Source organism: Brevibacterium ravenspurgense (assembly GCF_001584615.1).
In the GTDB taxonomy this organism is placed as follows: Bacteria; Actinomycetota; Actinomycetes; order Actinomycetales; family Brevibacteriaceae; genus Brevibacterium; species Brevibacterium ravenspurgense.
Map to the genome: position 1 here is coordinate 344,254 of NZ_LQQC01000010.1, position 22,687 is coordinate 366,940.

General features: G+C 62.1%; 26 protein-coding genes. 19 read left to right on the top strand and 7 right to left on the bottom strand.

Going from position 1 to position 22,687, the window contains the following annotated elements; all coding sequences use genetic code 11:
* The first annotated feature begins 33 nt into the window (after nt 1-33).
* A complete protein-coding gene (locus Bravens_RS06075; protein WP_157452713.1) occupies nt 34-663 on the top strand; it encodes a hypothetical protein in 630 nt (209 codons plus the stop codon).
* 3 nt (nt 664-666) lie between these two features.
* On the top strand, nt 667-1,977 hold the full coding sequence (locus tag Bravens_RS06080; RefSeq protein WP_062021373.1) for a M20/M25/M40 family metallo-hydrolase: 1,311 nt from the start codon (nt 667-669) through the stop codon (nt 1,975-1,977).
* Nucleotides 1,978-2,023: 46 nt separating this feature from the next.
* Here Bravens_RS06080 and Bravens_RS06085 read toward each other — a convergent pair whose 3' ends face one another.
* Together Bravens_RS06085 and Bravens_RS06090 are read right to left on the bottom strand one after the other, a co-directional pair.
* Nucleotides 2,024-2,998, bottom strand: a complete 975-nt coding sequence (locus tag Bravens_RS06085; protein ID WP_062021375.1) for a DMT family transporter — start codon at nt 2,996-2,998, stop codon at nt 2,024-2,026.
* Nucleotides 2,995-3,189: a DUF5703 family protein gene (locus tag Bravens_RS06090; protein ID WP_062021377.1), complete on the bottom strand. Its 195-nt coding sequence runs from the start codon at nt 3,187-3,189 to the stop codon at nt 2,995-2,997. Before Bravens_RS06090 ends, Bravens_RS06085 begins: the two co-directional genes overlap by 4 nt.
* Nucleotides 3,190-3,249: 60 nt before the next feature.
* Here Bravens_RS06090 and Bravens_RS06095 point away from each other — a divergent pair, with 60 nt between their 5' ends.
* Nucleotides 3,250-3,915, top strand: a complete 666-nt coding sequence (locus Bravens_RS06095) for a histidine phosphatase family protein (RefSeq protein WP_062021380.1) — start codon at nt 3,250-3,252, stop codon at nt 3,913-3,915.
* Between the two features lie 22 nt (nt 3,916-3,937).
* Here the strand turns inward: Bravens_RS06095 and Bravens_RS06100 are convergent, their stop codons facing one another.
* Nucleotides 3,938-4,783 carry an undecaprenyl-diphosphate phosphatase gene (locus tag Bravens_RS06100; protein WP_062021382.1) on the bottom strand — a complete coding sequence of 282 codons (846 nt, stop codon included), beginning with the start codon at nt 4,781-4,783 and terminating at the stop codon, nt 3,938-3,940.
* Nucleotides 4,784-4,918: 135 nt separating this feature from the next.
* Complete coding sequence (locus tag Bravens_RS06105; protein WP_062021384.1) at nt 4,919-5,227, bottom strand: hypothetical protein; 309 nt, start codon at nt 5,225-5,227, stop codon at nt 4,919-4,921.
* 46 nt (nt 5,228-5,273) lie between these two features.
* Between Bravens_RS06105 and Bravens_RS06110 the strand changes: the two genes are divergently transcribed.
* Genes Bravens_RS06110 through mshC form a run of 3 tightly spaced genes read left to right on the top strand, consistent with a single transcriptional unit; the run spans nt 5,274 to nt 7,886 of the window.
* Nucleotides 5,274-5,813, top strand: coding sequence for a DUF3090 family protein (locus Bravens_RS06110; protein ID WP_062021386.1), 540 nt, complete (start codon nt 5,274-5,276; stop codon nt 5,811-5,813).
* Nucleotides 5,810-6,607, top strand: coding sequence for an SCO1664 family protein (locus tag Bravens_RS06115; RefSeq protein ID WP_157452714.1), 798 nt, complete (start codon nt 5,810-5,812; stop codon nt 6,605-6,607). The genes Bravens_RS06110 and Bravens_RS06115 overlap by 4 nt, the downstream gene beginning before the upstream one ends.
* A gap of 25 nt (nt 6,608-6,632) precedes the next feature.
* Nucleotides 6,633-7,886 (top strand): cysteine--1-D-myo-inosityl 2-amino-2-deoxy-alpha-D-glucopyranoside ligase, encoded by a 1,254-nt coding sequence (gene mshC, locus Bravens_RS06120; protein ID WP_425304151.1) that lies wholly within the window; start codon nt 6,633-6,635, stop codon nt 7,884-7,886.
* A gap of 19 nt (nt 7,887-7,905) precedes the next feature.
* Here mshC and Bravens_RS06125 read toward each other — a convergent pair whose 3' ends face one another.
* Complete coding sequence (locus tag Bravens_RS06125; protein ID WP_019175012.1) at nt 7,906-8,739, bottom strand: PAC2 family protein; 834 nt, start codon at nt 8,737-8,739, stop codon at nt 7,906-7,908.
* Nucleotides 8,740-8,806: 67 nt separating this feature from the next.
* Here Bravens_RS06125 and Bravens_RS06130 point away from each other — a divergent pair, with 67 nt between their 5' ends.
* The gene (locus tag Bravens_RS06130) at nt 8,807-9,466 is read left to right on the top strand and encodes an HAD family hydrolase (protein WP_244878126.1); all 660 of its coding nucleotides are present in this window, start codon (nt 8,807-8,809) and stop codon (nt 9,464-9,466) included.
* Here Bravens_RS06130 and Bravens_RS06135 read toward each other — a convergent pair.
* Complete coding sequence (locus tag Bravens_RS06135) at nt 9,444-10,256, bottom strand: RecB family exonuclease (RefSeq protein ID WP_019175010.1); 813 nt, start codon at nt 10,254-10,256, stop codon at nt 9,444-9,446. The genes Bravens_RS06130 and Bravens_RS06135 overlap by 23 nt on opposite strands.
* Before the next feature lie 69 nt (nt 10,257-10,325).
* On the opposite strand from Bravens_RS06135, the gene Bravens_RS06140 reads away from it, so the two are divergent.
* The 3 genes from Bravens_RS06140 to arc are packed head-to-tail and all read left to right on the top strand — an operon-like array spanning nt 10,326 to nt 14,250.
* Nucleotides 10,326-11,498 carry a site-2 protease family protein gene (locus Bravens_RS06140; protein WP_062021389.1) on the top strand — a complete coding sequence of 391 codons (1,173 nt, stop codon included), beginning with the start codon at nt 10,326-10,328 and terminating at the stop codon, nt 11,496-11,498.
* Between the two features lie 54 nt (nt 11,499-11,552).
* Nucleotides 11,553-12,590, top strand: coding sequence for a tRNA (adenine-N1)-methyltransferase (locus Bravens_RS06145; protein WP_019175008.1), 1,038 nt, complete (start codon nt 11,553-11,555; stop codon nt 12,588-12,590).
* Nucleotides 12,583-14,250, top strand: coding sequence for a proteasome ATPase (gene arc, locus Bravens_RS06150; RefSeq protein ID WP_062021390.1), 1,668 nt, complete (start codon nt 12,583-12,585; stop codon nt 14,248-14,250). The genes Bravens_RS06145 and arc overlap by 8 nt, the downstream gene beginning before the upstream one ends.
* Nucleotides 14,251-14,271: 21 nt before the next feature.
* On the opposite strand, the gene Bravens_RS06155 is transcribed toward arc, so the two are convergent.
* A complete protein-coding gene (locus tag Bravens_RS06155) occupies nt 14,272-14,649 on the bottom strand; it encodes a DUF3054 domain-containing protein (RefSeq protein WP_062021392.1) in 378 nt (125 codons plus the stop codon).
* A gap of 32 nt (nt 14,650-14,681) precedes the next feature.
* Here Bravens_RS06155 and dop point away from each other — a divergent pair, with 32 nt between their 5' ends.
* Genes dop through Bravens_RS06200 form a run of 9 tightly spaced genes read left to right on the top strand, consistent with a single transcriptional unit; the run spans nt 14,682 to nt 22,685 of the window.
* Nucleotides 14,682-16,223: a depupylase/deamidase Dop gene (gene dop / locus Bravens_RS06160; protein ID WP_062021395.1), complete on the top strand. Its 1,542-nt coding sequence runs from the start codon at nt 14,682-14,684 to the stop codon at nt 16,221-16,223.
* A 3-nt stretch (nt 16,224-16,226) separates the two neighbouring features.
* Nucleotides 16,227-16,424: a ubiquitin-like protein Pup gene (locus Bravens_RS06165; protein ID WP_019175004.1), complete on the top strand. Its 198-nt coding sequence runs from the start codon at nt 16,227-16,229 to the stop codon at nt 16,422-16,424.
* Nucleotides 16,421-17,224, top strand: a complete 804-nt coding sequence (gene prcB, locus Bravens_RS06170; protein WP_062021397.1) for a proteasome subunit beta — start codon at nt 16,421-16,423, stop codon at nt 17,222-17,224. Before Bravens_RS06165 ends, prcB begins: the two co-directional genes overlap by 4 nt.
* On the top strand, nt 17,221-17,907 hold the full coding sequence (gene prcA, locus Bravens_RS06175) for a proteasome subunit alpha (RefSeq protein ID WP_062021400.1): 687 nt from the start codon (nt 17,221-17,223) through the stop codon (nt 17,905-17,907). Before prcB ends, prcA begins: the two co-directional genes overlap by 4 nt.
* Nucleotides 17,904-19,364 (top strand): Pup--protein ligase, encoded by a 1,461-nt coding sequence (pafA, locus tag Bravens_RS06180; RefSeq protein ID WP_062021403.1) that lies wholly within the window; start codon nt 17,904-17,906, stop codon nt 19,362-19,364. The genes prcA and pafA overlap by 4 nt, the downstream gene beginning before the upstream one ends.
* 48 nt (nt 19,365-19,412) lie before the next feature.
* A complete protein-coding gene (locus tag Bravens_RS06185; protein WP_244878127.1) occupies nt 19,413-20,360 on the top strand; it encodes an FKBP-type peptidyl-prolyl cis-trans isomerase in 948 nt (315 codons plus the stop codon).
* Between the two features lie 12 nt (nt 20,361-20,372).
* Nucleotides 20,373-20,747, top strand: coding sequence for an FKBP-type peptidyl-prolyl cis-trans isomerase (locus tag Bravens_RS06190; RefSeq protein ID WP_062021408.1), 375 nt, complete (start codon nt 20,373-20,375; stop codon nt 20,745-20,747).
* A gap of 2 nt (nt 20,748-20,749) precedes the next feature.
* Complete coding sequence (locus tag Bravens_RS06195) at nt 20,750-21,766, top strand: helix-turn-helix transcriptional regulator (RefSeq protein WP_062021411.1); 1,017 nt, start codon at nt 20,750-20,752, stop codon at nt 21,764-21,766.
* Nucleotides 21,759-22,685 (top strand): WYL domain-containing protein, encoded by a 927-nt coding sequence (locus Bravens_RS06200; RefSeq protein ID WP_062021414.1) that lies wholly within the window; start codon nt 21,759-21,761, stop codon nt 22,683-22,685. The genes Bravens_RS06195 and Bravens_RS06200 overlap by 8 nt, the downstream gene beginning before the upstream one ends.
* Nucleotides 22,686-22,687: the final 2 nt, after the last annotated feature.

Here is a 22,687-nt window from a genome sequence, read left to right on the forward strand (position 1 = left end):
AGCTGAAAGAGCGCTGGGATGAACGGAGAACGCATGACAGAAGCGCATCTCGAATCGGAGCTGACCACCGCTGCGGTTTTGGCAGCCTACGCGCGCATCCACCGGCTGCAGGCCCATGTGAGTGTCCGCGTCCTCACCCCTGAAGTGCGCGCTCTTCTCCTGAACCGCTTCGAACAGCAGGGCACCCCCACAGAGAAGATCAGCGAAGTTGAGGGCCTCATCGCAGCGGCCCAGCAGCACATCGGATCGGACGAGGCGAAGCCGCTCAGCGCTGTTTCCTACGACAAGACCCGCAGGCAGTTTGTTTCGCGTCTTGTCCGCGCCGGCAGTGCGGGAGTCCGCCTGTGGCCGCCCACCAGCCAAACCGTGCGCGCCCAGCTTGGCGGCCAGCAGTGGAACACAGCCATGCGCAGCCTTGGCATTCCCATTTCCTCGCGAGGCAAAGCTCCCGGGCCTACACGCTTCAGCAGAGATCAGTACGTGCGGGCTGTGACGGACTTTATTGCAGAATCTTCGACCGATCAGTCCTTCCGGGCATACGGTGAGTGGGTGGCTCGCCAGAACGCCGCGGGAGCGCACCGCCCCTCAGGACCGGCGCTGCGCAAATTCTTCGGCAGCTGGTCCGCCGCAAAGGAAGCACAGGCTGACGAAACACAGGAGTAACCCATGACCATCGACTTCTCCGCCGCTCAGTCCGAAGTTGTGCAGATCTGTTCGGATCTCATCAAGATTGACACGCAGAACTGGGGTGAAGGCAAAGCCAACCCGGAACGGCCCGCCGCCGACTACATCGCAGAGAAGTTCCACGAAGTCGGGCTTGACTCCGAAATCTACGAATCAGCCCCCGGCCGGGCCAATCTCGTGGCACGCATCAAAGGCAAGAATCCTGATCGCCCAGCACTCGTCATGCACGGGCATACGGATGTCGTCCCCGCTGACGCCTCGGAGTGGAGCGTTGACCCGTTCGGCGGCGAAGTCAAGGACGGTCTTCTGTGGGGCCGAGGTGCCGTCGACATGAAGAACGGCTGCGCCATGATCATTGCCGTAGTGCGCCAGATGATGCGCGAGAACATTGTCCCGGACCGTGACATCCTCGTGGTCTTCTTCGCTGACGAAGAAGCCGGCGGAACGTACGGCTCCGGCTGGATGGTCGATAACCACCCCGAGGTGTTCGCAGGCGCTGCCGAGGCGGTTTCGGAAGTCGGCGGCTACTCCGTTGATGTGCGCGGTGAGAAGATCTACTTGGTCCAGACCGCCGAAAAGGGCCTGCAGTGGCTCAAACTGGTAGCCAAGGGCTCCGCCGGACACGGCTCGCAGCGCAACGACGACAATCCGATTGTGAAACTCGCCGAAGCTGTGGCGCGGATCGGGCGCTACGAATGGCCCGTCGAGATTCCTCAGGCGACCCGTGAGCTGCTCAAGGGCGTCGCCGACCTCACCGGGATCGAATACACGGAAGACAATTTCCCAGCGCTGCTGAAAGAACTCGGCTCGGTCGAAAAGTTCGTCGGCCCCACATTCGCGACGAGCGCCAATCCGACCGCTCTCGGTGGGGGATACAAGCACAATGTCATCCCCGGTTCCGCTGAGGCGCTTATCGACTGCCGTCCGATTCCCGGCCGGACGGAGGATGCGCTTCTCACACTGAAAGAACTCGCAGGCCCTGACGTGGACATCGTTCCAGTCGTGCAGCACGTGTCATTGGAAACGCCGTTCGAAGGCGATCTGGTCGAGCAGATGAAGAAGAGCGTCCACGCCTACGACCCTGAAGCTCACGTTCTGCCCTACGCGCTGTCTGCCGGTACTGATAACAAGGCTCTGAGCTTTTTGGGGATCACCGGCTACGGTTTCATTCCGCTGCGTCTGCCGGCCGACCTTGACTTCCCCGCAATGTTCCACGGGGCTGACGAACGGGTGCCGACCGAAACGCTGGAGTTCGGCACCCAGATCCTGGGAGATTTCCTCGTCAACGCGTAACCACCACGCGTTTGCCCTTTAAGCCTGACGGACGGCGAACACAGGCTCAGCCCTCGACGTCGATTCTTGCGCGCACTGCCCGGCGGCCGCCGAAAACCGGCCTGCCGGGCAGTGTTGCAATGACAACTCCGAGTACGACCAGCGCAATCGAGGTCAGAGCGGTAATCGTGAACGCCTGTTCATTTCCGGCCAGCGCATCAATGATGAGCGAACCGCCCATATTGCCGACCAACGTGGACAGGCTCAGTATGAGCACACCCAGGCGGGGAACGATGAGAGCGGACACCAGGATGAAGGCAACGCCGAACACACCACCGGAGTACAGCAGAGGTTCGGGCGGGAAACGCAGCGGGGGAGTGCCGGAGGCGAACACCACAGCGCACGCAACGGCCAGAGCCGTAAAGCCGACAACGAAGTTCATGGTTGTCGCAGCAAGTGCGGAGCCCGAAGCGGCTGACAGCCTGCCGTTGAAAGCGTGCTGCAGTCCGGTGAGAACGCCCGAGGCAAAGGGAACGAGCGGAATCCACCACTGCAGTCCGGACGTGACGGCTCCCGCACTCATGATTGCAACACCGGCCAGAACAACAGCGACGCCTACTAGACGGCCCAGAGTGATGGGCTTCGGTCCGCCGGCCGGCAGCCGCGTGCTGTCGACGACGAGCGCACCGAGCAGCTGCCCGGATGTGAAGCTCATGGTGAATACGGCAACGCCGAAAGCGGGAACCGTGACACCCTGAGCGATGACGATCGTCGCTCCGCCGAGCCCGCCCAGGCACATCCACCAGGGGAACTCACCAGAACGCAGAAGTTTGATGGTCGTGGCAATGGCCCGGCGCCCAGCCGGCAGGGCTGCGGTGACTGCCGCAATGATGATGAGTCCGCCGCCGAAAGACACTGCCGCACTGTAGATCCAGTGACCGATTTCAACGGTGAGTTCGCCGTTGTACTTTCCCTGCAGGGAAACAGCGAGTCCGGTCGCAATCGCCGGAAGAATGTAGAGGAGATTTGCGCCGGACCTCATGCGGTGCGCACGACCGTCATAACGCGGCGACGAAGCCAAACGGTCTTCTGCCCACCCATACCGACGACCGTCCGTGCCAGCTCCCACCGACCGGTGTCGGCAGCTTCGGTCAGTGCGCGCAGAGATTCGCTGCGCGAAATCTTCGGGTGAAATGTCACCTGCCGCATTTCGTATTCGACTTCTCGCTTCACCTGGGCTTGTGCTCCTTCCCTGGGGTGGCCGTCACTGTATCATCGCGCTAGCCTGATTCTATGGTGAAGATCATCTTCGCGCGCCACGGACAATCGGAGGCAAATCTCGCTGGCGTACTCGCAGGCCGGCGGGGCGCCAATCCGCTGACTGCTGCTGGCCGTCAGCAGGCCTGTGCCGCGGCTGATCTGCTGCCTTCCAGCATCGCCCTGTGGAAGGTCTCTGAAGTAGCACGATGCGCCGAAACGGCTGATCTGCTGATGCGCACCCATGCGAAGAACCACGACTCTGCCGTACCTGCCGCCGCCGTCATGGGGGAATTCTCAGAAGTCGACTACGGGGATTGGTCCGGCCGTCCCCTTGAAGAACTGCGCAGACTGCCGGAATGGGAACGCGTCCAGAACACTCCGCAGGACATGGTGTTTCCCGGTGGGGAAGCACAGCACGACGCCTGGCTTCGCACCCGCCAAGGTGTTGAGAAAGTCCTCGACGAACTTCGCGAACGCAACAGTGAAGCCGTCGCAGTTGTCGTCACTCATGGAGACATCATCAAAATGGCCGTCGCAGACGCCTTGGGGCTGCAGCTGCAGAACTTTCAGCGAACAGCAGTCGCACCCGGTTCGCTGACGACAATCGACTATGCGAGCAGAGTTCCCGTGCTCACCGCACTGTCCGTGACACCAGCCGGAAGAACCGGCCAAGCGAGCACCCTCGGGGGAGGAGCCTGAAAAGCCGACCGGCACCTCGTGATCAGGAAGCCGCGAGAACTCCCGTGCCCAGCAAAACGTAGATGACCAGACCCAGCGCAATGCGGTACCACACGAAGATCGCAAACGACTTCGTCTGCACGAATTTCAGGAAGCCGACGATGACGGCGTAGCCGACTGCAAAAGACACGACGGTGGCCAGCAGGGTGGGTCCCCAGCCGATTGTCATCGACGCAGTCCCGTCTACTTGATCCTTGATCGCTTTGAAAAGACTGTAAACACCGGAGGCCATGACGGCCGGGATTGCCAACAGGAACGAATAGCGTGCCGCTGCAGGACGCGTGAAGCCCATGATGCGACCGGCCATGATCGTGCCGCCGGAACGCGATACACCGGGCACAAGAGCCAGTGCCTGCGCAAAGCCGAACGTGAGGCCCTGACCCCAGTGCATGGAGTCAAGCGTGTTGACCCGCTTGCCGAAGGCATCAGCAAGGCCGATGAAGATTGCGAAGACGATGAGCATCGTCGCGACAATCCACAGTGAGCGGAACGTCGAGGTGATCTGATCTTCGAACAGCAGGCCCAGCACACCAATCGGGATCGAGCCGATGATGATCAGCCAGCCGAGCCGCACCTCGGGATCACGCCGGTCGTGCTTGCCGAACAGGGCTTTGAACCACTTGGTGATGATCGTGACGATGTCATTCCAGAAGTACACGAGAACGGCCAGCTCAGTGCCGATCTGGATAATTGCGGTGAAGAATGCGCCCGGTTCACGGCCGGGCATGAGGAATTCGCCGACGATCCTCAGATGTGCAGACGAGGACACCGGCAAGAACTCGGTGAGCCCCTGCACGATTCCCAAAACGGTCGCCACTAGCCAGTCCATGCGATCCCTTCGAAAACGACAGTCGGTCCTGTCAGTCTGAGCAGGCCCTACGGGACTCTAACGGACAAGGCTGGCCAGTGCGCGGAAACGCGCCCGCGGTCGGCTTAGAGCTTGCACACAGTTGACCGGCGGCGGTCAGTCGTCGTCTTCGTCATCCTCGTCGTCGTATTCTTCGTCGTCATCGAAGTCGTCGAAGTCATCGTCGAAGTCATCAAAGGTGCCGTCTTCGCGGGCGTCCTCGATGTCGTCGAAAAGCTCAAACGGAGTCACTTCGTCGTAGGCGACGTACAGGGCGTCTTCGTAGATTTCATAGGCGTCAGCCAGCGCCATGTAGGCGGCTTCGACGCGTTCGTCGGTGTCGGAGGTCCGGTTGACTGAGGCCGCGTAGTGTTCGCGAATCGCTGCGATGAAGGCTTCGAGGGCGACTTCCGGTTCTGAGCTCATGGCTCCATCGTAACCGCGCGGGGCCGAAGCGACTACCCTGTTGACCATGGCTGAAAGCGAATATGTTTTTCCCGCCCCCGAACGGTTCATAGTCGGCACCGTCGGCCTGCCGGGAGATCGCTCTTTCTACCTTCAGGCAAAGGACGCCGACAGGGTCGTTACGGCAGCTGTCGAAAAGGAGCAGGTGGAGCTCCTTGGTGAGCGCATCAACGAGCTTCTGGACATGGTGCGGTCACGCTCCGCCGACGGCTACATGATCCCGGCCGGTCCGGATCCGGCAGATGCTGACAACGCCAACCTCGAAATGCCGGTGGAACCCGAATTTCGCGTGGGCACCATGAGCCTGGGGTGGGACACGCGTCGCCGGCATTTGGAAATCGAGTGCTCGGCCATCAGCTTCGGGCACGACGACGAGGACTCCCAATCGCCTGTCCTGCGCGTTGTTCTTTCCGCCGAAGCCGCTCGCGAGTTCGCTCGCCGTGCCGACCAGGTGGTCAACGCGGGCCGTGCTGACTGCCCCTTCTGCTCGCTTCCGCTGGATCCAGGCGGTCACCTGTGCCCGCGGGCCAACGGGGTGCCCAGGTGATCGAATCGGCGTTGGCCGAAGCACACATGACGGTGCTCGGCCGGGTGCCCGGCGCCTCGAATGCGGTTTTTCTGTGCCTGCTGGAAGGGGACTTCGGAACCGGCCCCACCGTACGCCGAGGCATCTACAAGCCGGTGCGCGGCGAAAGGCCGCTGCACGACTTTCCCGCAGGAACACTCGCACGCAGGGAAGTGGCCGCCTACCGCTTGGCTCACCACTTGGGAATTGACGAGGTGCCGCCGACGGTCTTTCTTGATGACGGCCCGCTGGGGCCAGGGTCTCTGCAGGCCTATGTGCTTTCAGACGGCGACGACGAACCGCCCGTGACGATCTGCCTGCCCTCTGAGCTTCCCGACGGCTGGCTCCCCGCTGCGGCAGGTGAAACCGAAACGGGCGAACAGGTGGTCATCGCCCACAGTCCCGATGAGCAGATCCTGCGCCTGGCAGTGTTCGACATCGTTGCCAACAACGCCGACCGCAAGGGCAGCCACATCCTTTCCGGGGCATGGGATCCGCTGGCGGAAGCTCAATTCTTCGGAATCGACAACGGCCTTACGTTCCACACGGAGCCAAAGCTGCGCACGATCCTGTGGGGGTTTGATCGAGTACCGGTGCCGGGCGACCTGTGCGAAGCGCTGGATTCTATCGCCGGCGCAGTTCCCGCTGAGCTGTCAGAGCTCCTCACTCCGGACGAAAACCGAGCTCTCGCGCTGCGTGCCGGACAGCTCGCAGGCAACGGCACCATGCCGTCGATGCCACAGGACCGAATTCCGATTCCCTGGCCCCCGGTGTAGACACATGACGGTTATGCTGGGTGGCGTGAAACCTTGGTCAGCTCCCGCAGTCCCGTCCCTGTCCGACTTCCCAGTCCTGCCGGCAGCTCCAGCCGACAGCACTGTCTACAGCACTTCGGCCAGGGGCCCCGTCAGCGGCCTCCTCGTAGATGGGACGGCCCGGCTCTACGTGTGCGGCATCACTCCCTACGATGCAACGCACCTGGGCCACGCATCGACCTACGTCACCTTCGACGTCCTGCTGCGCAGCTGGATTGATGCTGGAGCTGATGTCGTCTACGTCCAGAACACAACGGATATTGACGACCCCCTCCTTGAACGCGCTGAGGCGACCGGAGTTGACTGGCGCGAACTGGCCGACAGCCAGATTGAGCTGTTCTTTTCTGACATGGAGGCGCTGCGCGTCATCCCGCCGAAGCACTACATCGGCGCTGTCGAATCGATTCCGGACGTTGTTGAAGCCGTAGAAAAGCTGCTTGAGCGCGGCGCCGCCTACACCCTGGACAACGGCGACGTCTACTACCGCATCAGCACGGAAGTCGAACCGCCGTTCGGTTCGGAATCGCACTACAGCCGCGAACACATGCTTGAAATCTTCCCCGAACGCGGGGGAGACCCAGACACACCCGGCAAAGAAGATCCGCTCGACGCTCTTCTGTGGCGCGCTGCCCGCGAAGGCGAACCGCAGTGGCCCGGCGGCAAACTGGGACCGGGCCGCCCAGGCTGGCACATCGAATGCGCTGTCATCGCCGGCAAGTACGCGGGGTACCCGCTGACCGTGCAGGGCGGAGGATCAGACCTCATCTTCCCGCACCACGAAATGGGTGCGGCTCACGCAATCGCCCTGACGGACACACCGTTTGCCGATGCCTACATGCACACCGGCATGGTCGCCTACGAAGGCGAAAAGATGAGCAAGTCCCTGGGCAACCTGGTGCTTGTGTCGAACCTGACAGCCGCCGGAACCGACCCCATGGCCATCCGCCTGGCGATTCTCGGCAACCACTACCGGTCGGACTGGGAGTACAGCGACGGTGTGCTGGCCGCCGCTGAGAACCGCTTGGCAGCCTGGCGCGCAGCAGCCGGCTGTGGAAACTCGTCTGATCCGGCTGAGGTCGTTGCCGAGATCCGCCGCGAACTGGCGGACGACCTCGACACGCCCAACGCGCTGTGCGTCATTGACGACTGGGCGGCTGCCCGGCAGACCGAAGCAGATGCGGACGAGAACACTCAGGCTGTCGTCGCCGCAGTTGATGCTCTCCTGGGCATCAAGCTCTGACTTCTGTCCCTGAGGCCTATCAGCGGTCCTCTTCGCGCCTGCGCAGCAGTTTTTCGAACTCCCGGGCAATGTCTTCGCCGTCGTGCTCGGTCGCGAGGTCGTACTCTTCTTCCATCATCGCGATCCTCTTGGCAAGGTCCGAGTCTGATTCTGCGAACATGTCGACGCTGTCCGACCAGGCTCGGGATGCTTCGGTCAGGTCCTCGGGGTCGAACGTCATCCCGGTGATGTCTTCGAGCGCGGACAGAAGGGCCAGTGCCGCCTTCGGCGATGGTGAAAGAGCCGCGTAGTCGGGGATCTCGCATGTCAGCGAGACTGTGGGAATTCCCTTTTCGTACAGGGCCACGGCCATGACATCCTGCAGGTTCGCTGTTCCTTCGTATTCCGCCGTCTGGACTTCTGAGATGTCCACGATGTCCGGGTCCTCTGATGTCAGCCGGACTGGCAGGCTGCGCGTGTGCGGGACAGCGGCTGGCTCTGAGGCCAGGAGCATAACGACGTCGCTTTCTGGGCGCAGCGGCATCAGCAGGTCTTCGATGAGCTCTTCCCACATGTCGAGCGGCGTCGGCCCTGTGACCAGCAGGGTCTGCACAAACCTGCCGGCTCGCTCGATTGAGCCTTCGATGCCGACGACCTGCGGATGAACGACGACGGGCTCCCCTTCGGAGCGGATGATGAACGGCGGGTACTGCGTGCGGTCATAGCTTTCTGCCACGCTGACATCGATCAGGTGATAGTCGTCCAGGTGCCGTTTGAGGATGTCGATGACGACTGCCGCAGCGTCGTCGGGGCTGTTGGGCCCCTGCAGGCCGACGATCACGATCTGTCCGTCTTGACTCGGAAGAAATGCCATGTGACCAGCCTAGTCGTGTTCACCGGGGTGTTGCCCGAAAGCCGCGCAGAGCTCTTAGGGTTGAAGCATGGAATTCTCTGGAGTCCTATGGGACATGGACGGCACTATCGTCGACACCGAACCGTACTGGATCGAAGCCGAACATCGGCTGACTGCCGAATTCGGCCTCCCGTGGTCACAAGAAGACGGGCTGAAGCTGGTGGGCAATGCCCTTACGGTTTCAGCGCAGGTGTTCATCGACCTCGGCGTTCCGCTTGAGCCGCTGGAGATCATCAATCGGCTCACGCGCGATGTCATTGCCCAGGTGCAGGAGCGCGTGCCGTTCCGTCCCGGTGTGCGGGAGCTGTTTGCACAGCTGCGCGAAGCGGGGATTCCGTCCGCAATGGTCACGATGTCGTTTCGCCCCCTGGCTGATGCTGTTGTCGCCAGCCTGCCCGAGGGCACCTTTGATGCTGTCATCACCGGTGACGAGGTTCAGCACGGCAAACCGCACCCGGAACCCTACGAGGTGGGAGCGAAGGCCCTCGGTCTGCGCCCGCAGGAGTGCATAGCGATTGAGGACTCCCTCAATGGGGCACTCTCAGCTTCAAGTGCTGGGGCACACACGCTCGTCGTGCCGTGCCACGTTGACATTCCCGAAGACCCGCGCTGGTCGATTGCCCAGAGCCTGGAAGGCCTGTCGCTGGCAGAGTTTCAGCGAGCGGCTATCGCCCGGCAATCGCAGTGATTTCGGGGGTTTCCGGGGCCCGTCCGCCCCAGGCGGGGCAGATGTCTTTGAAGTGACACCACCCGCACAAGGGCGATTTCTTCGGCCGCCAGGTGTCCGTCAGGGCAGCCTGCACGATGTCATCCCAAATGTGCAGGATCTCCGCTTCCGTCCTCTCAATGTCCGACATCTGTGGGCGCATGGCTTTGATGGTGCCGGAGCCTAGGTACATCAGCTGCAGCGTGTGGGCCAAAGTGCCGTCAGTGCGGTGCTTGAGGACGCCGTAGAACCGCATCTGGAACTCCGCTTCCCGCGAATACTGGGGCTTGGGCTCCTTGCCGGTCTTGTAGTCGACGAGTCGCACTTCGCCGCCGGGAGCCACGTCGACCCTGTCAATGAATCCGCGCAGCAGCAGTCCGTTGTCCAGCTTCGTCTGCACAAACTGCTCACGTCCCGCCGGTTCCAGCCGGTCTGGAAGTTCGAGGGTGAAATAGCGGTCAACGAGTTCACCTGCCTGCGCGAACAGCCTCAGACGAGACGGTTCGTCGGGAAAGAGCTCTGCGATCTCCGCTGTGTTTTTGCTCTCAAGTTCGGCAAAGCTCGGCTCGATGAGCGATCGCCCTGCTCCAGAAGTCCTCTCTTCAGCGGGCAGGTCGAAGAGCCCCTCAAGCACCGAGTGGACGAGCGTTCCCTTGAACGCGGCTTCACTCGGCGGTTCGGGAAGCTTGTCGATTGTGCGGAATCGAAACTTCAGCGGACACGACACGAAGTCGTTGGCGCGTGACGGTGAAAGAGCATTGAGCGAGACCATGACCACAGCCTAGTAGGCACGCGGTCGAAGGTCGCGATGTTGTCGACTCCGGCAGTTAGGATGGCGCATATGTCTCAAGCGAATGCGAGTAAGGACGGCACAGCCGGCGGCCTTGTGATCGGCCGCGCCCTCGGCGCGCCCATTGTGCTGTCATGGACGTGGTTCATTGCCGCGATCCTCATCACGGCCCTTCTGGCGCCCTTCATTCGCACGCTATCGCCCAGCATGAGCGTTCCGACGTCGATGTTCGTCGCGTTCCTCTACGCGATCCTTCTGTTCACCTCGGTGTTTCTGCACGAATTCGCCCACGGTGTTGCAGGCACGCTCGGCGGACAGAAGGTGTCCGTCATCGAACTCAACGTGTGGGGCGGCTTCACCAAGTTCGAACCCAAAATCGACGACGACGCGAAGCGCACTGCGATGACGAGCTTCTACGTGTCGATCGTGGGCCCCGTCGTCAACATCATTCTTGCCGCAGGCGGCTGGATCGGCATGAATCACTCCAGTCCGGGAAGCATCCCGTGGCTGCTGTGTGCCGCCCTGACCTTTGCCAATGTGGCACTTGGCGTCATCAACCTGCTGCCCGGCATCCCGCTGGACGGCGGGTGGGCCCTGCAGGCGCTCATCTGGCGGTTCACCGGCAGCCAGTTCCGCGGCACCATGATCGCCAGCCTCATCGGCCGGATCGTGGCGGTCGGATTCGTCGTCGGCGCTGTCGCATACCCCTACACGGTGGGATCCAAACCGGACCTCGTGACCGTCATCTGGACGACAGCAATTGCGGTCATGCTGTGGGTTTCGGCAGCTGATGCCGCGGCTCACGCCAAACGCGCCCGCCGCATGGAAACCTACGATCTCGACCAGGTCATCCAACCGGCAATCGCAGCGGCCTTCGACGCTGATGTAGAAGAAACACTGCGCGCCGCAGACGCCGCGAGAACCGCTGACGGTGCAGCGCTGGTGGTGATCCTCGACCGCTCAGGTCTGCCCACCGGTCTGCTCAACAGGCAGCTTGCAGAAAGGTCGGCAACGACCGTCGGCGGCCCCGGCAGCGCTGTGGTCGGCGATTTCTCCAGTCCGCTGGGTGCGTGGATCGGCGTGCCGCGCGGAATTTCCGCACCGCATCTTCTGGAATCCCTCACCCACAGGCCCAAAGCGCAGTTCTGCCTCATCATGGAGGGTTCGACGCTTGCAGGCATCATCGATCTGCAGGAGTTCTTCCACGAGCTTCTCGAAGACTGAGACTGCACCCGAGGGGCCCTCACAGCAGAACCTGCCCGGCTAGACTGGGGAATCATGAGTCTTGAATCCGCACCCGTTCCGGCCGGCGCCGATGACCGTCGGGGTCTTCTCAAAGCAGGAGACAAGGTCCAGCTGACCGACTCCAAAGGCAGGATGAACACCATCGTCCTCAAACCCGGCGGAGAATTCCACACTCATCGCGGGATCATCGCCCACGACGACATCATCGGCGCACCCGACGGTGTGACCGTGCAGAATTCCGTCGGCGTTGAATACCAGGTTCTCAAACCCCTGTATTCGGACTTCGTTCTCTCAATGCCGCGCGGTGCCGCGATCATCTATCCGAAAGACGCCGCCCTGATCACCGGTTTCGGTGACATCTTCCCCGGTGCCCGGGTTGTCGAGGCGGGTGTGGGCTCTGGTGCTCTCACAATCGCCCTGCTTCGAGCCGTGGGCGATTCCGGAAGCGTCCACTCCTTTGAGCTGCGTGAAGAATTCGCGCAGATCGCCGAGGGCAATATCTCTGATTTCTTCGCAGGCCCGCACCCCGCGTGGAACATCACGGTGGGAGACCTCGCAGAAGAGCTTCCCAAGGCCTACGGACCGGGCGAAGTCGACCGCGTCGTGCTCGACATGCTCGCCCCCTGGGACTGCCTGGACGCTGTGACAGAAGCACTTGTGCCCGGCGGAGTGCTCGTGGTCTACGTTGCGACGGTTACGCAGATGTCCCGCACCGTGCAGGCGCTGCAGGAGTCGGGCAACTACACAAAGCCGCACGCTTTGGAGTCAACCGTCCGCGACTGGCACCTCGACGGCCTGGCAGTCAGGCCCGAGCACCGCATGATCGGCCACACCGGCTTCCTTGTCTTCGCCCGTCGCGTGGCACAGGGAACAACCCCGCTGCGCCGCACAAAACGCGGCCAGCAGGCCGAACCGGACCAGAAGGATCTCGACGTGTGGTTCGGTCCCGAAGTCACCGACGAATCCGTTGGGGTCAAGTACCCCACGCCGAAGAAGATCCGCCGTTCCGTCCGCGAGGCGGGTTCCCGGCTTGACATTCTCAACAGCAGCGAAGGAGAGCTCAATGGATGATTCGACAATGCGACAAGAACTGTCGAAGGTCCGTCAGGACGCAGCTGGCCTCCGCCAGCAGCTGTTCTCAGCTTCCCAGCGCAACGAACAGCTCAGCACAGCACTCAAAGCTGCTCGGGCTGAACTGGACAGGCTGAAGACCGAGGCCGAAAGGATTGCCGAACCGCCGAACTCCTACGCAGTAGTGCTCGGCACCGTGCGCGAAGGCGATGTCGTCTTCGCCGACGTCCACTACGCGGGCCGTCCCATGCGCCTGTCTGTAAGCACGGAAGTTCCGCTGCGCGACCTCACGCCGGGTCGACGCGTTCGCCTGACTGAAGGCCTCGTCATCGTCGAAGCACTCGGCTTTGTTGACGAAGGCTCGGTGGTCACAGTGCGTGAACTCATCGACGACACCCGCGTGCTCGCTGCGACATCCACGGACGAAGAACGGGTCGTGACACTGGCTCAGCCGCTGCGCGACAAGCCCGTTCGAGTGGGGGATTCGCTCGTCTTCGATTCCCGCAGCGGGCTGGTTGTCGAAAGGCTTGAAAGGGCCGAAACGGCATCCCTTATGCTGGAAACCGTTCCGGACATTTCGTACTCCGACATCGGCGGCCTGTCCGCACAGATCAGCGAAATCCGCGATGCTGTCGAACTGCCCTTCGAGCACCCTCAGCTGTACACCGAGCACGGACTCAAGCCGCCCAAGGGCATTCTGCTGTACGGGCCGCCCGGCAACGGCAAGACTCTCATCGCGAAGGCTGTTGCAAACTCGCTTGCCCAGCGTCGCGGCGGAGAAAACACCCGCTCGTACTTCCTCAACATCAAAGGTCCGGAGCTGCTGGACAAGTACGTCGGCGAAACCGAGCGTCAGCTGCGCACCATCTTCGCCCGCGCCCGCGAAAAGGCCACGGCCGGTTCGCCAGTCGTCGTGTTCTTCGACGAAATGGAAGCCCTGTTCCGCACGCGCGGAACAGGCAAGTCCTCCGATGTCGAAACCACGATCGTGCCGCAGCTGCTGACCGAAATCGACGGTGTTGAACAGCTGGACAACGTCATCGTGATTGGTGCGTCCAACCGCGAAGACCTCATCGACCCCGCCATCCTCCGGCCCGGACGACTCGACGTGAAGATCCGCATCGAACGTCCCGACAGGGAAGGCGCGAAGGACATCTTCAGCAAATACCTGACAGAGGACCTGCCGGTCGCAGAATCCGAGATCACGACGACAAAGGCCGCCGCCGTCGAAAGCCTCATCGAACGCTGTGTTGAGGAAATGTACGCCGAGACCGACCGCAACCGCTTCGTCGAAGTGACCTACGCCAACGGTCGGCGCGAAATGCTCTACTTTGCCGAGTTCACCTCGGGAGCCATGATCTCCAACGTCGTCGATCGGGCGAAGAAGCACGCCATCAAGGCCTACCTCGACCTGGGCGAACACGGTATTACGTGGGATCACCTGTACCGGGGCATCCGGGAAGAGTTCAGCGAACACGAAGACCTGCCGAACACGACGAACCCAGACGAATGGGCTCGCATCTCCGGGAGGAAGGGCGAAAGGATCACACACCTGGTCCTGGCAGCCGATGTCGCCGACCGGGAAAACCGTGCGGACAGCGGTGCCGGCAGCGGCACCTCGTCCGTTCAGACCGCCAGGGGAGACAGCAGCCTCATCTGAAGAACTGCCCCTGTGCTTTCTTCAGCGTTTGGCTGATCGCCCGCCGACAGCGCGGGCGATCACACGCCAGCCCACCAGCGTCAGGAAGTTCAAAGCGGAGGCCACGATGATGAACGGCCCGGCGATTCCCGCACCCACTGCAAAGCGGACGATCATGCCGAGCAGGATCGTCGTCGACCAGATCGCAACACCGGTGCGCATGGGTGCCAGGGGAGCGGTCCAAGCCGCGCTGAGAATCCACGCACACCCAAGGCCCACCAGGAAAGGCCACGAGGTCTGAACAACACCGTCGACCGTGAGAACCTGGGCGTGGGTGTAGAAGCCGACAGCCGCAAAGGCGATCACCAAGATGATGTCGGCGACGAGTGCAGTGAAAATATGAGAAGAACGCTTAGCCACAGGCCACAGTCTACGAAAGGCAGTGAGGCACAATGATCACCGTCCAGCGGATCATGGGCTCAGAAACCGAGTTCGGCATTGTCGCCGTCGGCGGTCGCCCGCAAGCGCCCATGCGCGACTCCGCGCGTGTCGTCGATGCCTACGCGGGCCCGCGCGGCCTGAAGTCCGCGCAGAGTTTCTGGGACTTCGGTTCGGAAACACCGCTGGCAGACGCACGCGGCTTTCTCATGAACCTTGCCGACGCGCACGAATCGCAGCTGACCCACCTGCCGCAGGCGCAGCCGGAAGCGCAGTACTTGGCCAATGTTGTGCTGGAAAACGGAGCGCGCCTCTATGTTGACCACGCTCATCCCGAGTATTCATCGCCGGAGGTCACCAATCCGCGCGACATCGTCACGTGGGACCGCGCGGGCGACCGAGTAGCAGAAGAGGCCGTCAAACAGCTGCTGACAACGGGGCAGCCTGTCGACCTCTACAAAAACAACACGGACTCCAAGGGAGCCTCGTACGGTACACACGAAAACTACCTCGTCGACCGCAACACCGATTTCGAGAAGATTGTCGAAGGGCTGCTGCCGTTCTTCGCCACGCGGCAGATTTTCTGCGGAGCCGGCAAGGTCGGCATCGGCAGGGAAGGCGAAGAACCCGGCTTCCAGATTTCTCAGCGGGCAGACTTCTTCGAAGAATGCGTGGGGCTTGAAACGACCCTGCGCCGGCCGATCGTCAACACGCGCGATGAGCCGCACGCTGACCCTGTCAAATACCGGCGCCTGCACGTCATCATCGGCGATGCGACCCTCGCCGAAGTCGCCACTTTCGTGCGCTTCGGCTCTACGAGTCTCGTGCTGAGCCTGATCGAACAGGGTCTGGCACCCGTCATCGAGCTGGCTGACCCGGTGGCCGCACTGCAGACGGTGTCGCACGACTTAAGCCTCAGCGCTCCGCTTGAACTGGCTGATGGGTCGACCATGACTGCACTCGAAATTCAGCGCGCGTTCTATACTGCGGCTGCCAATGCAGCAGATCCGAGTGACGAACAGACCGCGCAGGTGCTTGCGGAATGGGACCGCTTGCTCACAGGACTTGCAACCGACCCCATGAGCCTGGCCGATTCGATTGACTGGGTTGGCAAACTGGCGCTCATGAACAGCTACCGCCAGCGTGAGGGCCTCGACTGGAACAGCCCGAAGCTCGCCCTCATCGACGTGCAGTACACGGACGTCCGCCAGGAGAAGGGACTGTTCTACCGCCTGGAGCGGGCAGGACGCTTCCGCAGGCTCACGACTGACGAAGAGGTCGAGCGCGCCATGACGACACCACCGGAGGACACGCGCGCCTATCTGCGCGGCACGGTCGTCGACCGGCTGCGCGAAGACCTCGTTGCCGCCAGCTGGGAGTCAATCGTCATGCGCCGGGGCGATTCTGCAGTCAGAATCCCCATGAGCGAACCGCTCAAGGGCACACGCGAACTTCTTGAAGAGCGGCTGAGCAGGGCCGTTGACACCGACAGCCTGTTGGCTGCACTCGGTGTCACTACAATCGACAACAACAGCACAGACGACTACGGGATGTGAACAATGGCTGGTCAGGATCAGATTCACAGGCACTCAGGCGGAGCAGAAGGACCGGAAGAACCCGGCGATCTGAACGTCGGCGGAGGCCAGGCACAGATCAACACGCAGGGTCTCGACGACATCCTCGATGACATCGACTCCGTACTGGAGACCAATGCCGAAGACTTCGTGAAGAACTTCGTGCAGAAGGGCGGACAGTGACAGGTCTGTCATCCGCCTATCTGAGCACCGCCTCGAACTCCTTTGTTGAGTTCGCACGGACTGTTGCCCCGCACGTGCTGCCTTCGGGTGACCTTCCAGTGTCGGACAGCATCGCCCCGCACGCTACGACCATCGTCGCACTGACAACGGCAGATGGTGTGCTCATGGCCGGCGATCGCCGAGCGACCATCGGTTCGCTCATTGCCAGCCGCACCATGGAGAAGGTTCACCGGGCCGATGACGCCTCGGTTGTCGGCATCGCCGGAACCGCGGGGATTGCGCTTGAGCTCGTCCGGCTGTTCCAGTTGGAGCTCGAACACTACGAAAAGATCGAGGGCACGGTCCTGTCCCTTGACGGCAAAGCCAACCGTTTGGCTTCAATGCTGCGAGCCAATCTCGGCTTCGCACTGCGCGGTCTCGCCGTTGTTCCGCTGTTCGCCGGTGTCGACCAGAAGGCAGAAGGCGAAACTCCCGGCAGGATCTTCTCGTTTGACGTCACGGGCGGCAGGTACGAAGAAGAGGACTACCACTCGGTGGGCTCCGGTTCGACTTTTGCCCGCGGTTCGCTCAAAAAGCGGTGGAAGCCAGGCTTAAGCGAAGAAGCCGCTGTCGAGGTGGCAGTCGAAGCCCTTTTCGACGCCGCCGACGACGATTCGGGAACCGCCGGACCAGACCTCATCCGCCGCATCGGGCCGACCATGATGGTGGTTGACTCCGACGGTGCCAGGGAAGTCGAAACTGACGTCATTTTGGCCGCGGCAGCTGAGGTCGCAGCACGCCGAGGAGGCGGATCGGCATGAGTATGCCCTTCTACGTTTCACCCGAACAGCTCATGAAAGACCGGGCCGAGTTTGCCCGGAAGGGGATTTCGCGCGGCCGCTGCGTCCTTGTTGCCCGCTGCTCAGACGGGATTGCGCTCGTTGCCGAAAACCCGTCGACAACACTGCACAAGATTGCTGAAATCTACGATCGAATCGGGTTCGCAGCAGTCGGCAAGTACAACGAGTTCGAGTCGCTGCGCCAGGCCGGTGTGCGCTATGCGGACCTGCGCGGATACTCTTACGACAGGGCGGATGTGACTGCGCGAGGGCTGACAAATGCCTACGCCCAGACGCTGGCCTCTGTCTTCACAACCGAATCGAAGCCTTTCGAGGTTGAGATCATCGTCGCCGAGCTCGGTGCTGATGCTGACGACGACAGGATCTACAGGCTGTCCTATGACGGTTCAGTTGCGGATGAGGCCAGTGCGGTCATCATCGGCGGGGACTCGGAAGCGCACAGCCAGAAGCTGGCTGAAATCGACACGACCGCCATGACGAGTGCAGAAGTCCTGCGGTGGGCAGCCAGCGCTCTTGGTGCTGACGCTCCGATTCCCGCCCAGCACATCGAAGCGGCACTGTTGGACCGCAACGCTGAAGGGCACAGAACATTCCGCCGGCTGAACACAGAGATCGTCGAGCAGATCATCGGGGGAGAAGCATGAAGCGCATCTACGGCATCGAGACAGAGTACGGTCTGACCTACTCCGCCGGCAGCGGCAGGCACCTCGGCCCCGAAGAAACCGCACGCTACCTGTTCAAACCGGTCGTCAGCAGGTTCCGTTCGTCCAACGCCTTTTTGGCCAACGGCGGTCGCCTGTACCTGGACGTGGGATCTCACCCCGAATATGCGACTGCGGAATGCTCAACGCTCGATGAGCTCATTGCGCAAGAAGAAGCCGGCACCCTGCTGCTGACGCAGAATCTCGAGACCGCTCAGCGTGAACTGACGGCTGACGGGCTCGACGGCACGGCGCACATGCTGAAGAACAACCGCGATTCGGCGGGCAATTCCTTCGGCAGCCACGAAAACTTCCTCGTGCGCCGCACCATGGACTTCACGCGCCTGACCACCTCGTTGCTGCCGTTCCTCGTGGTCCGGCAGCTCATTGCAGGTGCCGGCTGCGTCATTCCCGCTCGCGCCAGCACCGATATGCCCGCAGCTGACTCCCAGCGGGCGTCGCTCAGCGGCCACGCGACAAAGGTCGAACCGCTGCACGGCGATATCGTCTACGGCCTATCCGGCCGTTCCGACGTCATGTGGGAGGGCGTGTCATCAGCAACCACGCGCTCCAGGCCGATCATCAACGCCCGCGATGAACCCCATGCCGATGCCGAAAAATACCGCCGACTGCACGTGATCGTCGGCGATTCCTCGATGTCGCAGACCACGACCGAACTCAAAGTCGGATCGGCAGGTCTCGTGCTTGACCTGCTGGAAACCGGTGTGCCGCTTGCAGACCACACTCTGCGCAATCCCATCCGAGATATCCGCACCGTGGCCCGCGACCTCACCGGCACTGCTCAGCTGGAGCTGCGCTCTGGCGAAACCACGACCCCACTTGAGCTGCTGGGCTTCTACTGGGAGCACGCCCAGCAGCTCGCAGACAGGGGCGACCACAGCCTCGGCAGCGACGAAACCGCACAGCGCGTACTCGACCGGTGGAAGCGCGTTCTCGAGGCAGTTGAAAGCGGTGATTTCAGCTCGGTCGACACTGAAATCGACTGGGTCATCAAGAAGAAGCTCTTTGACCGCTACCTCGAACGCGAAGGCCTAAGCCTGAAGGATCCGAAGATCACGCGTCTCGACTACGCCTACCACGATGTCACCCCCGGCATTGGCCTGTTCCCGAAACTAGAACAGGCCGGCTTGGCTCAGCGCTCGGTGTCTTTGGAAGACTCCCAGCGGGCAATGAGCACACCGCCGCAGAGCACTCGAGCCAGACTGCGCGGTGAATTCATTGCACAGGCGTTGGAACACCGCCGTGATTTCACGGTCGACTGGGTGCACCTGCGACTGAATGACCAGACTCAGAAGGCCGTGGTTCTCCGCGATCCGTTCGCAACTGAGGACGACAGGGCTCGCGCCCTGACAGAGGCTCTGGCCGAACCGGTCATCTGAGCCTGAGGACACTCAGCCGAAGCCCAGACTCGCCCCACTAGGATTGGCGTGAGCTATCGAAAGGGATGTATCTACGTGCGCAGACAGGTGATCGGTTCCGCCGCCATCGCAGCTCTTCTTCTGACAGGCTGCTCTAAGGGCGACGATCAAACGGCCGAAAGCACAGCCACCGAACAGGCACAGGATGCCAAAACAACGAGCCTCGACGGTGTCAAGGTCAGCGGTAAGCAAGACGAAAAGCCGAAGGTTGAGTTCGACGCTCCCTTTGCCGTCGAAAAGGCCGAATCAAAGGTCTACACGGAAGGCGACGGCGACGTCATCAAGGATGGCGAACAGGTCACCGCCCACATGACGACCGTCGACGGCAGCGATCCGAAGAACAAGCAGACCACCTACGACCAGGGCAAGCCCTCCGGCTTCCCCATGGACGAAGAGCAGGTTGCCAAGGAACTCGTCGATGCTCTCGTCGGCCAGAAGGTCGGCTCCCGCGTTGTTCTCGCCACCCCGGGTGAAAACGGACCGAGCATCCTGTACGTCATCGACGTTGTGAAGACCGAAGAGCTCAAGACCCGTGCCGAAGGCAAGGAGCTTCCGCAGAAGAAGGATCTCCCACAGGTCAGCCGCGATAAGAACGGCAAGCCGTCGATCAGCAAGCCCGAGGGCGATCCGCCGAAGAAGCTCGTCGTCGAACCGACAATCGAAGGTGACGGCCCCAAGGTCAGCAAGGACCAGGAAGTCACGGTTCAGTACTCCGGGTGGCTGTGGGATGACTCCTCGAAGACCTTTGACTCGTCCTGGGATCGCGGTCAGCCGGCCACTTTCCCGCTTGACGGCGTGATCAAGGGCTGGACCGAAGGTCTTGAAGGCCAGAAGGTAGGTTCGCAGGTTCTGCTCATTGCACCGCCGGACAAGGCCTACGGCGAAGCCGGCAGCCCACCGAACATCGGCCCAAACAAAACTCTCGTGTTCGTCGTCGACATTCTCGCCGCAAACTGATTGGAGATACTCGTGTCCCGCACTAAACCCGAAGTCGAATTCCCCGGCGAAAGCGCCCCAACAGAACTCGAAATCATTGACGACATTGAGGGTACCGGCCGCGAAGTCGAGGCCGGCGACACCGTCAGCGTTCATTACGTCGGCGTCGGCTTTTCCACCGGCGAACAGTTTGATGCCAGCTGGGACCGCGGTCAGCCGCTGAACTTCCGCGTCGGCGTCGGCATGGTCATTCCCGGCTGGGACCAGGGTCTGCTCGGTATGAAAGTCGGCGGCCGTCGCACCCTGCGGATTCCCTCTCACCTGGCCTATGGCAGCCAGGGCGTGCCCGGCGTCATCGCACCGGGTGAATCGCTTATCTTCGTCTGCGATCTCGAGGCCATCGCCTGACGATGTCCGATATCGACCGTCCGAAGACCGGCCGCGCGCGTCGGCAGACTGAGCGCCTGCTCAACCTGCTCATCGCGCTGCGGTCGGTTTCCGGTTGGCTCGACCGCGATGTTCTGCGCCAGACAATCGCGGACTACCGCGACAAAGACGATGAAGCCTTCGACCGGATGTTCAACCGCGACAAGAAGGCACTGCGGGATTTGGGCATTGAGATCAGCACGACCGACTGGTCCGACCCGTTCACCGGCGAGTCCGCCTACGGCTACCGGATCAGCGACGAAGACTACCTGCTGCCACCCATCGATCTGAGTCCCGAGGACATTTCGCTTCTGGCTGCCGCACTCGACGTCATGCGCAGCTCCGCTGTTTCCGGTGCGGCAGTCGCAGCCGTGAACAAGCTGCGTGGCCAAGCCGCCCCTCCGGCAGGAAGCATCGACACGGCCGCGGCTTTTGACCTGCGTGCTGTTGATAGCCGCTATGCCGAAATCATGGAGTACGTGGCTGACCGGCGCCCCATGCGCTTTCAGTATCGAAAGCCCGGCTCAGCCCCTCAGAGGCGGGAAGTCGTTGGATATTGCCTGCTGACCCGCGGTGAGAAGACCTACGTCGTCGGCTACGACCTCGAGCGCAAAGCGCAGCGCGCCTTCCGCCTGTCCCGCATTATCGGACGCATCACGCCACTGGCCGAGTCTCTTCGCGACGCAGTGCCGGAAGACTTCGCGGTCAGTCCCCGCGCGGTCGGCGAGACCGCGCACACCGGAACCCGCACGCAGAAAGCCGTGCTCCGCCTCGTGCCCGGCAAGGGCCGGCCCCTGCGTCTGAGGGGTACAAAAACCGCCGACGGGACGTACGAGGTGCCGTTTGCTGATCTGCAGTCCTTCGCCGAAGAGCTGCTCGGGTTCGGCGACAGCGTCAGCGTTGTCTCCCCGCAGGAACTGCGCGAAGCCCACGTGAAGCTAGCTCAGGCCACCCTGGCGGCACTGGAGTCGGTTGACAACGGGGGAGACGCGCATGTGTGAAGCAACTCAGAGACTGTCGCGCCTGTTGGGGCTCGTTCCTTTCATCACGGCGAATCCCGGTACTCAGCTGGAAGACCTCGCCGCCCACTTCAACGTCCCTGTTGAAACGATCGAAGACGATCTTCAGCTGCTGTTCGTCAGCGGTCGGCCCGGCCACATGCCGGACGACCTCATTGACGCTCGTTGGGGACCCGACGGCGTTTTCATTGACAACGCCGCGGAAGTCGATGCCCCTGTGCGGCTCAGCGGTGCGGAAGCCTCGAGCCTTGTTGTAGCGCTTGACTATCTGCAGGCTGCTCACCCTGACGTCGCGGGCATCGAAAACCTGCGCGCAAAGCTGCAGTCAGCCGACCGGTCGGCTGAGCCCGTTGTCGACGTGCCCGCCGTTCCGGATGACCTGCGCCGCGCCCTGCAGAGTTCTTCAGCTTCCGGCACGCCCATCGTGATTGACTACTACGTCACATCTCGGGACGAACTCACCCGCCGCGTCATCCGTCCCCACGGACTGCGGCTGGCCGGCCGCTGGTACCTCGACGCCTACTGTGAAACCTCCGGGGGAGAGCGCACGTTCAGCGTCGACAACATCGAAACAGCCGCTCTGGCAGACGGCGCCGCCGACATCGCTCCCGCACCCCAGAAAACAGAAGAACCCATTGACTACCGCTTCGGCTTCGCCTCGGCAGCGGCGTGGATACTCGACGAGTTCGCCTTTCGCGACGTTGAGTTCGACGACGCAGCAGGCATCGCCTACGGCACCATCACGGTTCTCTCTCAGGCGTGGCTGGATCGTCAGCTTCTGCAGTGGGGCCGTTGGATCCGCTCAATCGACCCGGTGCCCGATCTGGCCGACACGCTCGGCATTCTGAAGCGCGTTATCGAACAAGGCGAAGCAGGCGAGTACACTGGTGGGGCACGCTGACA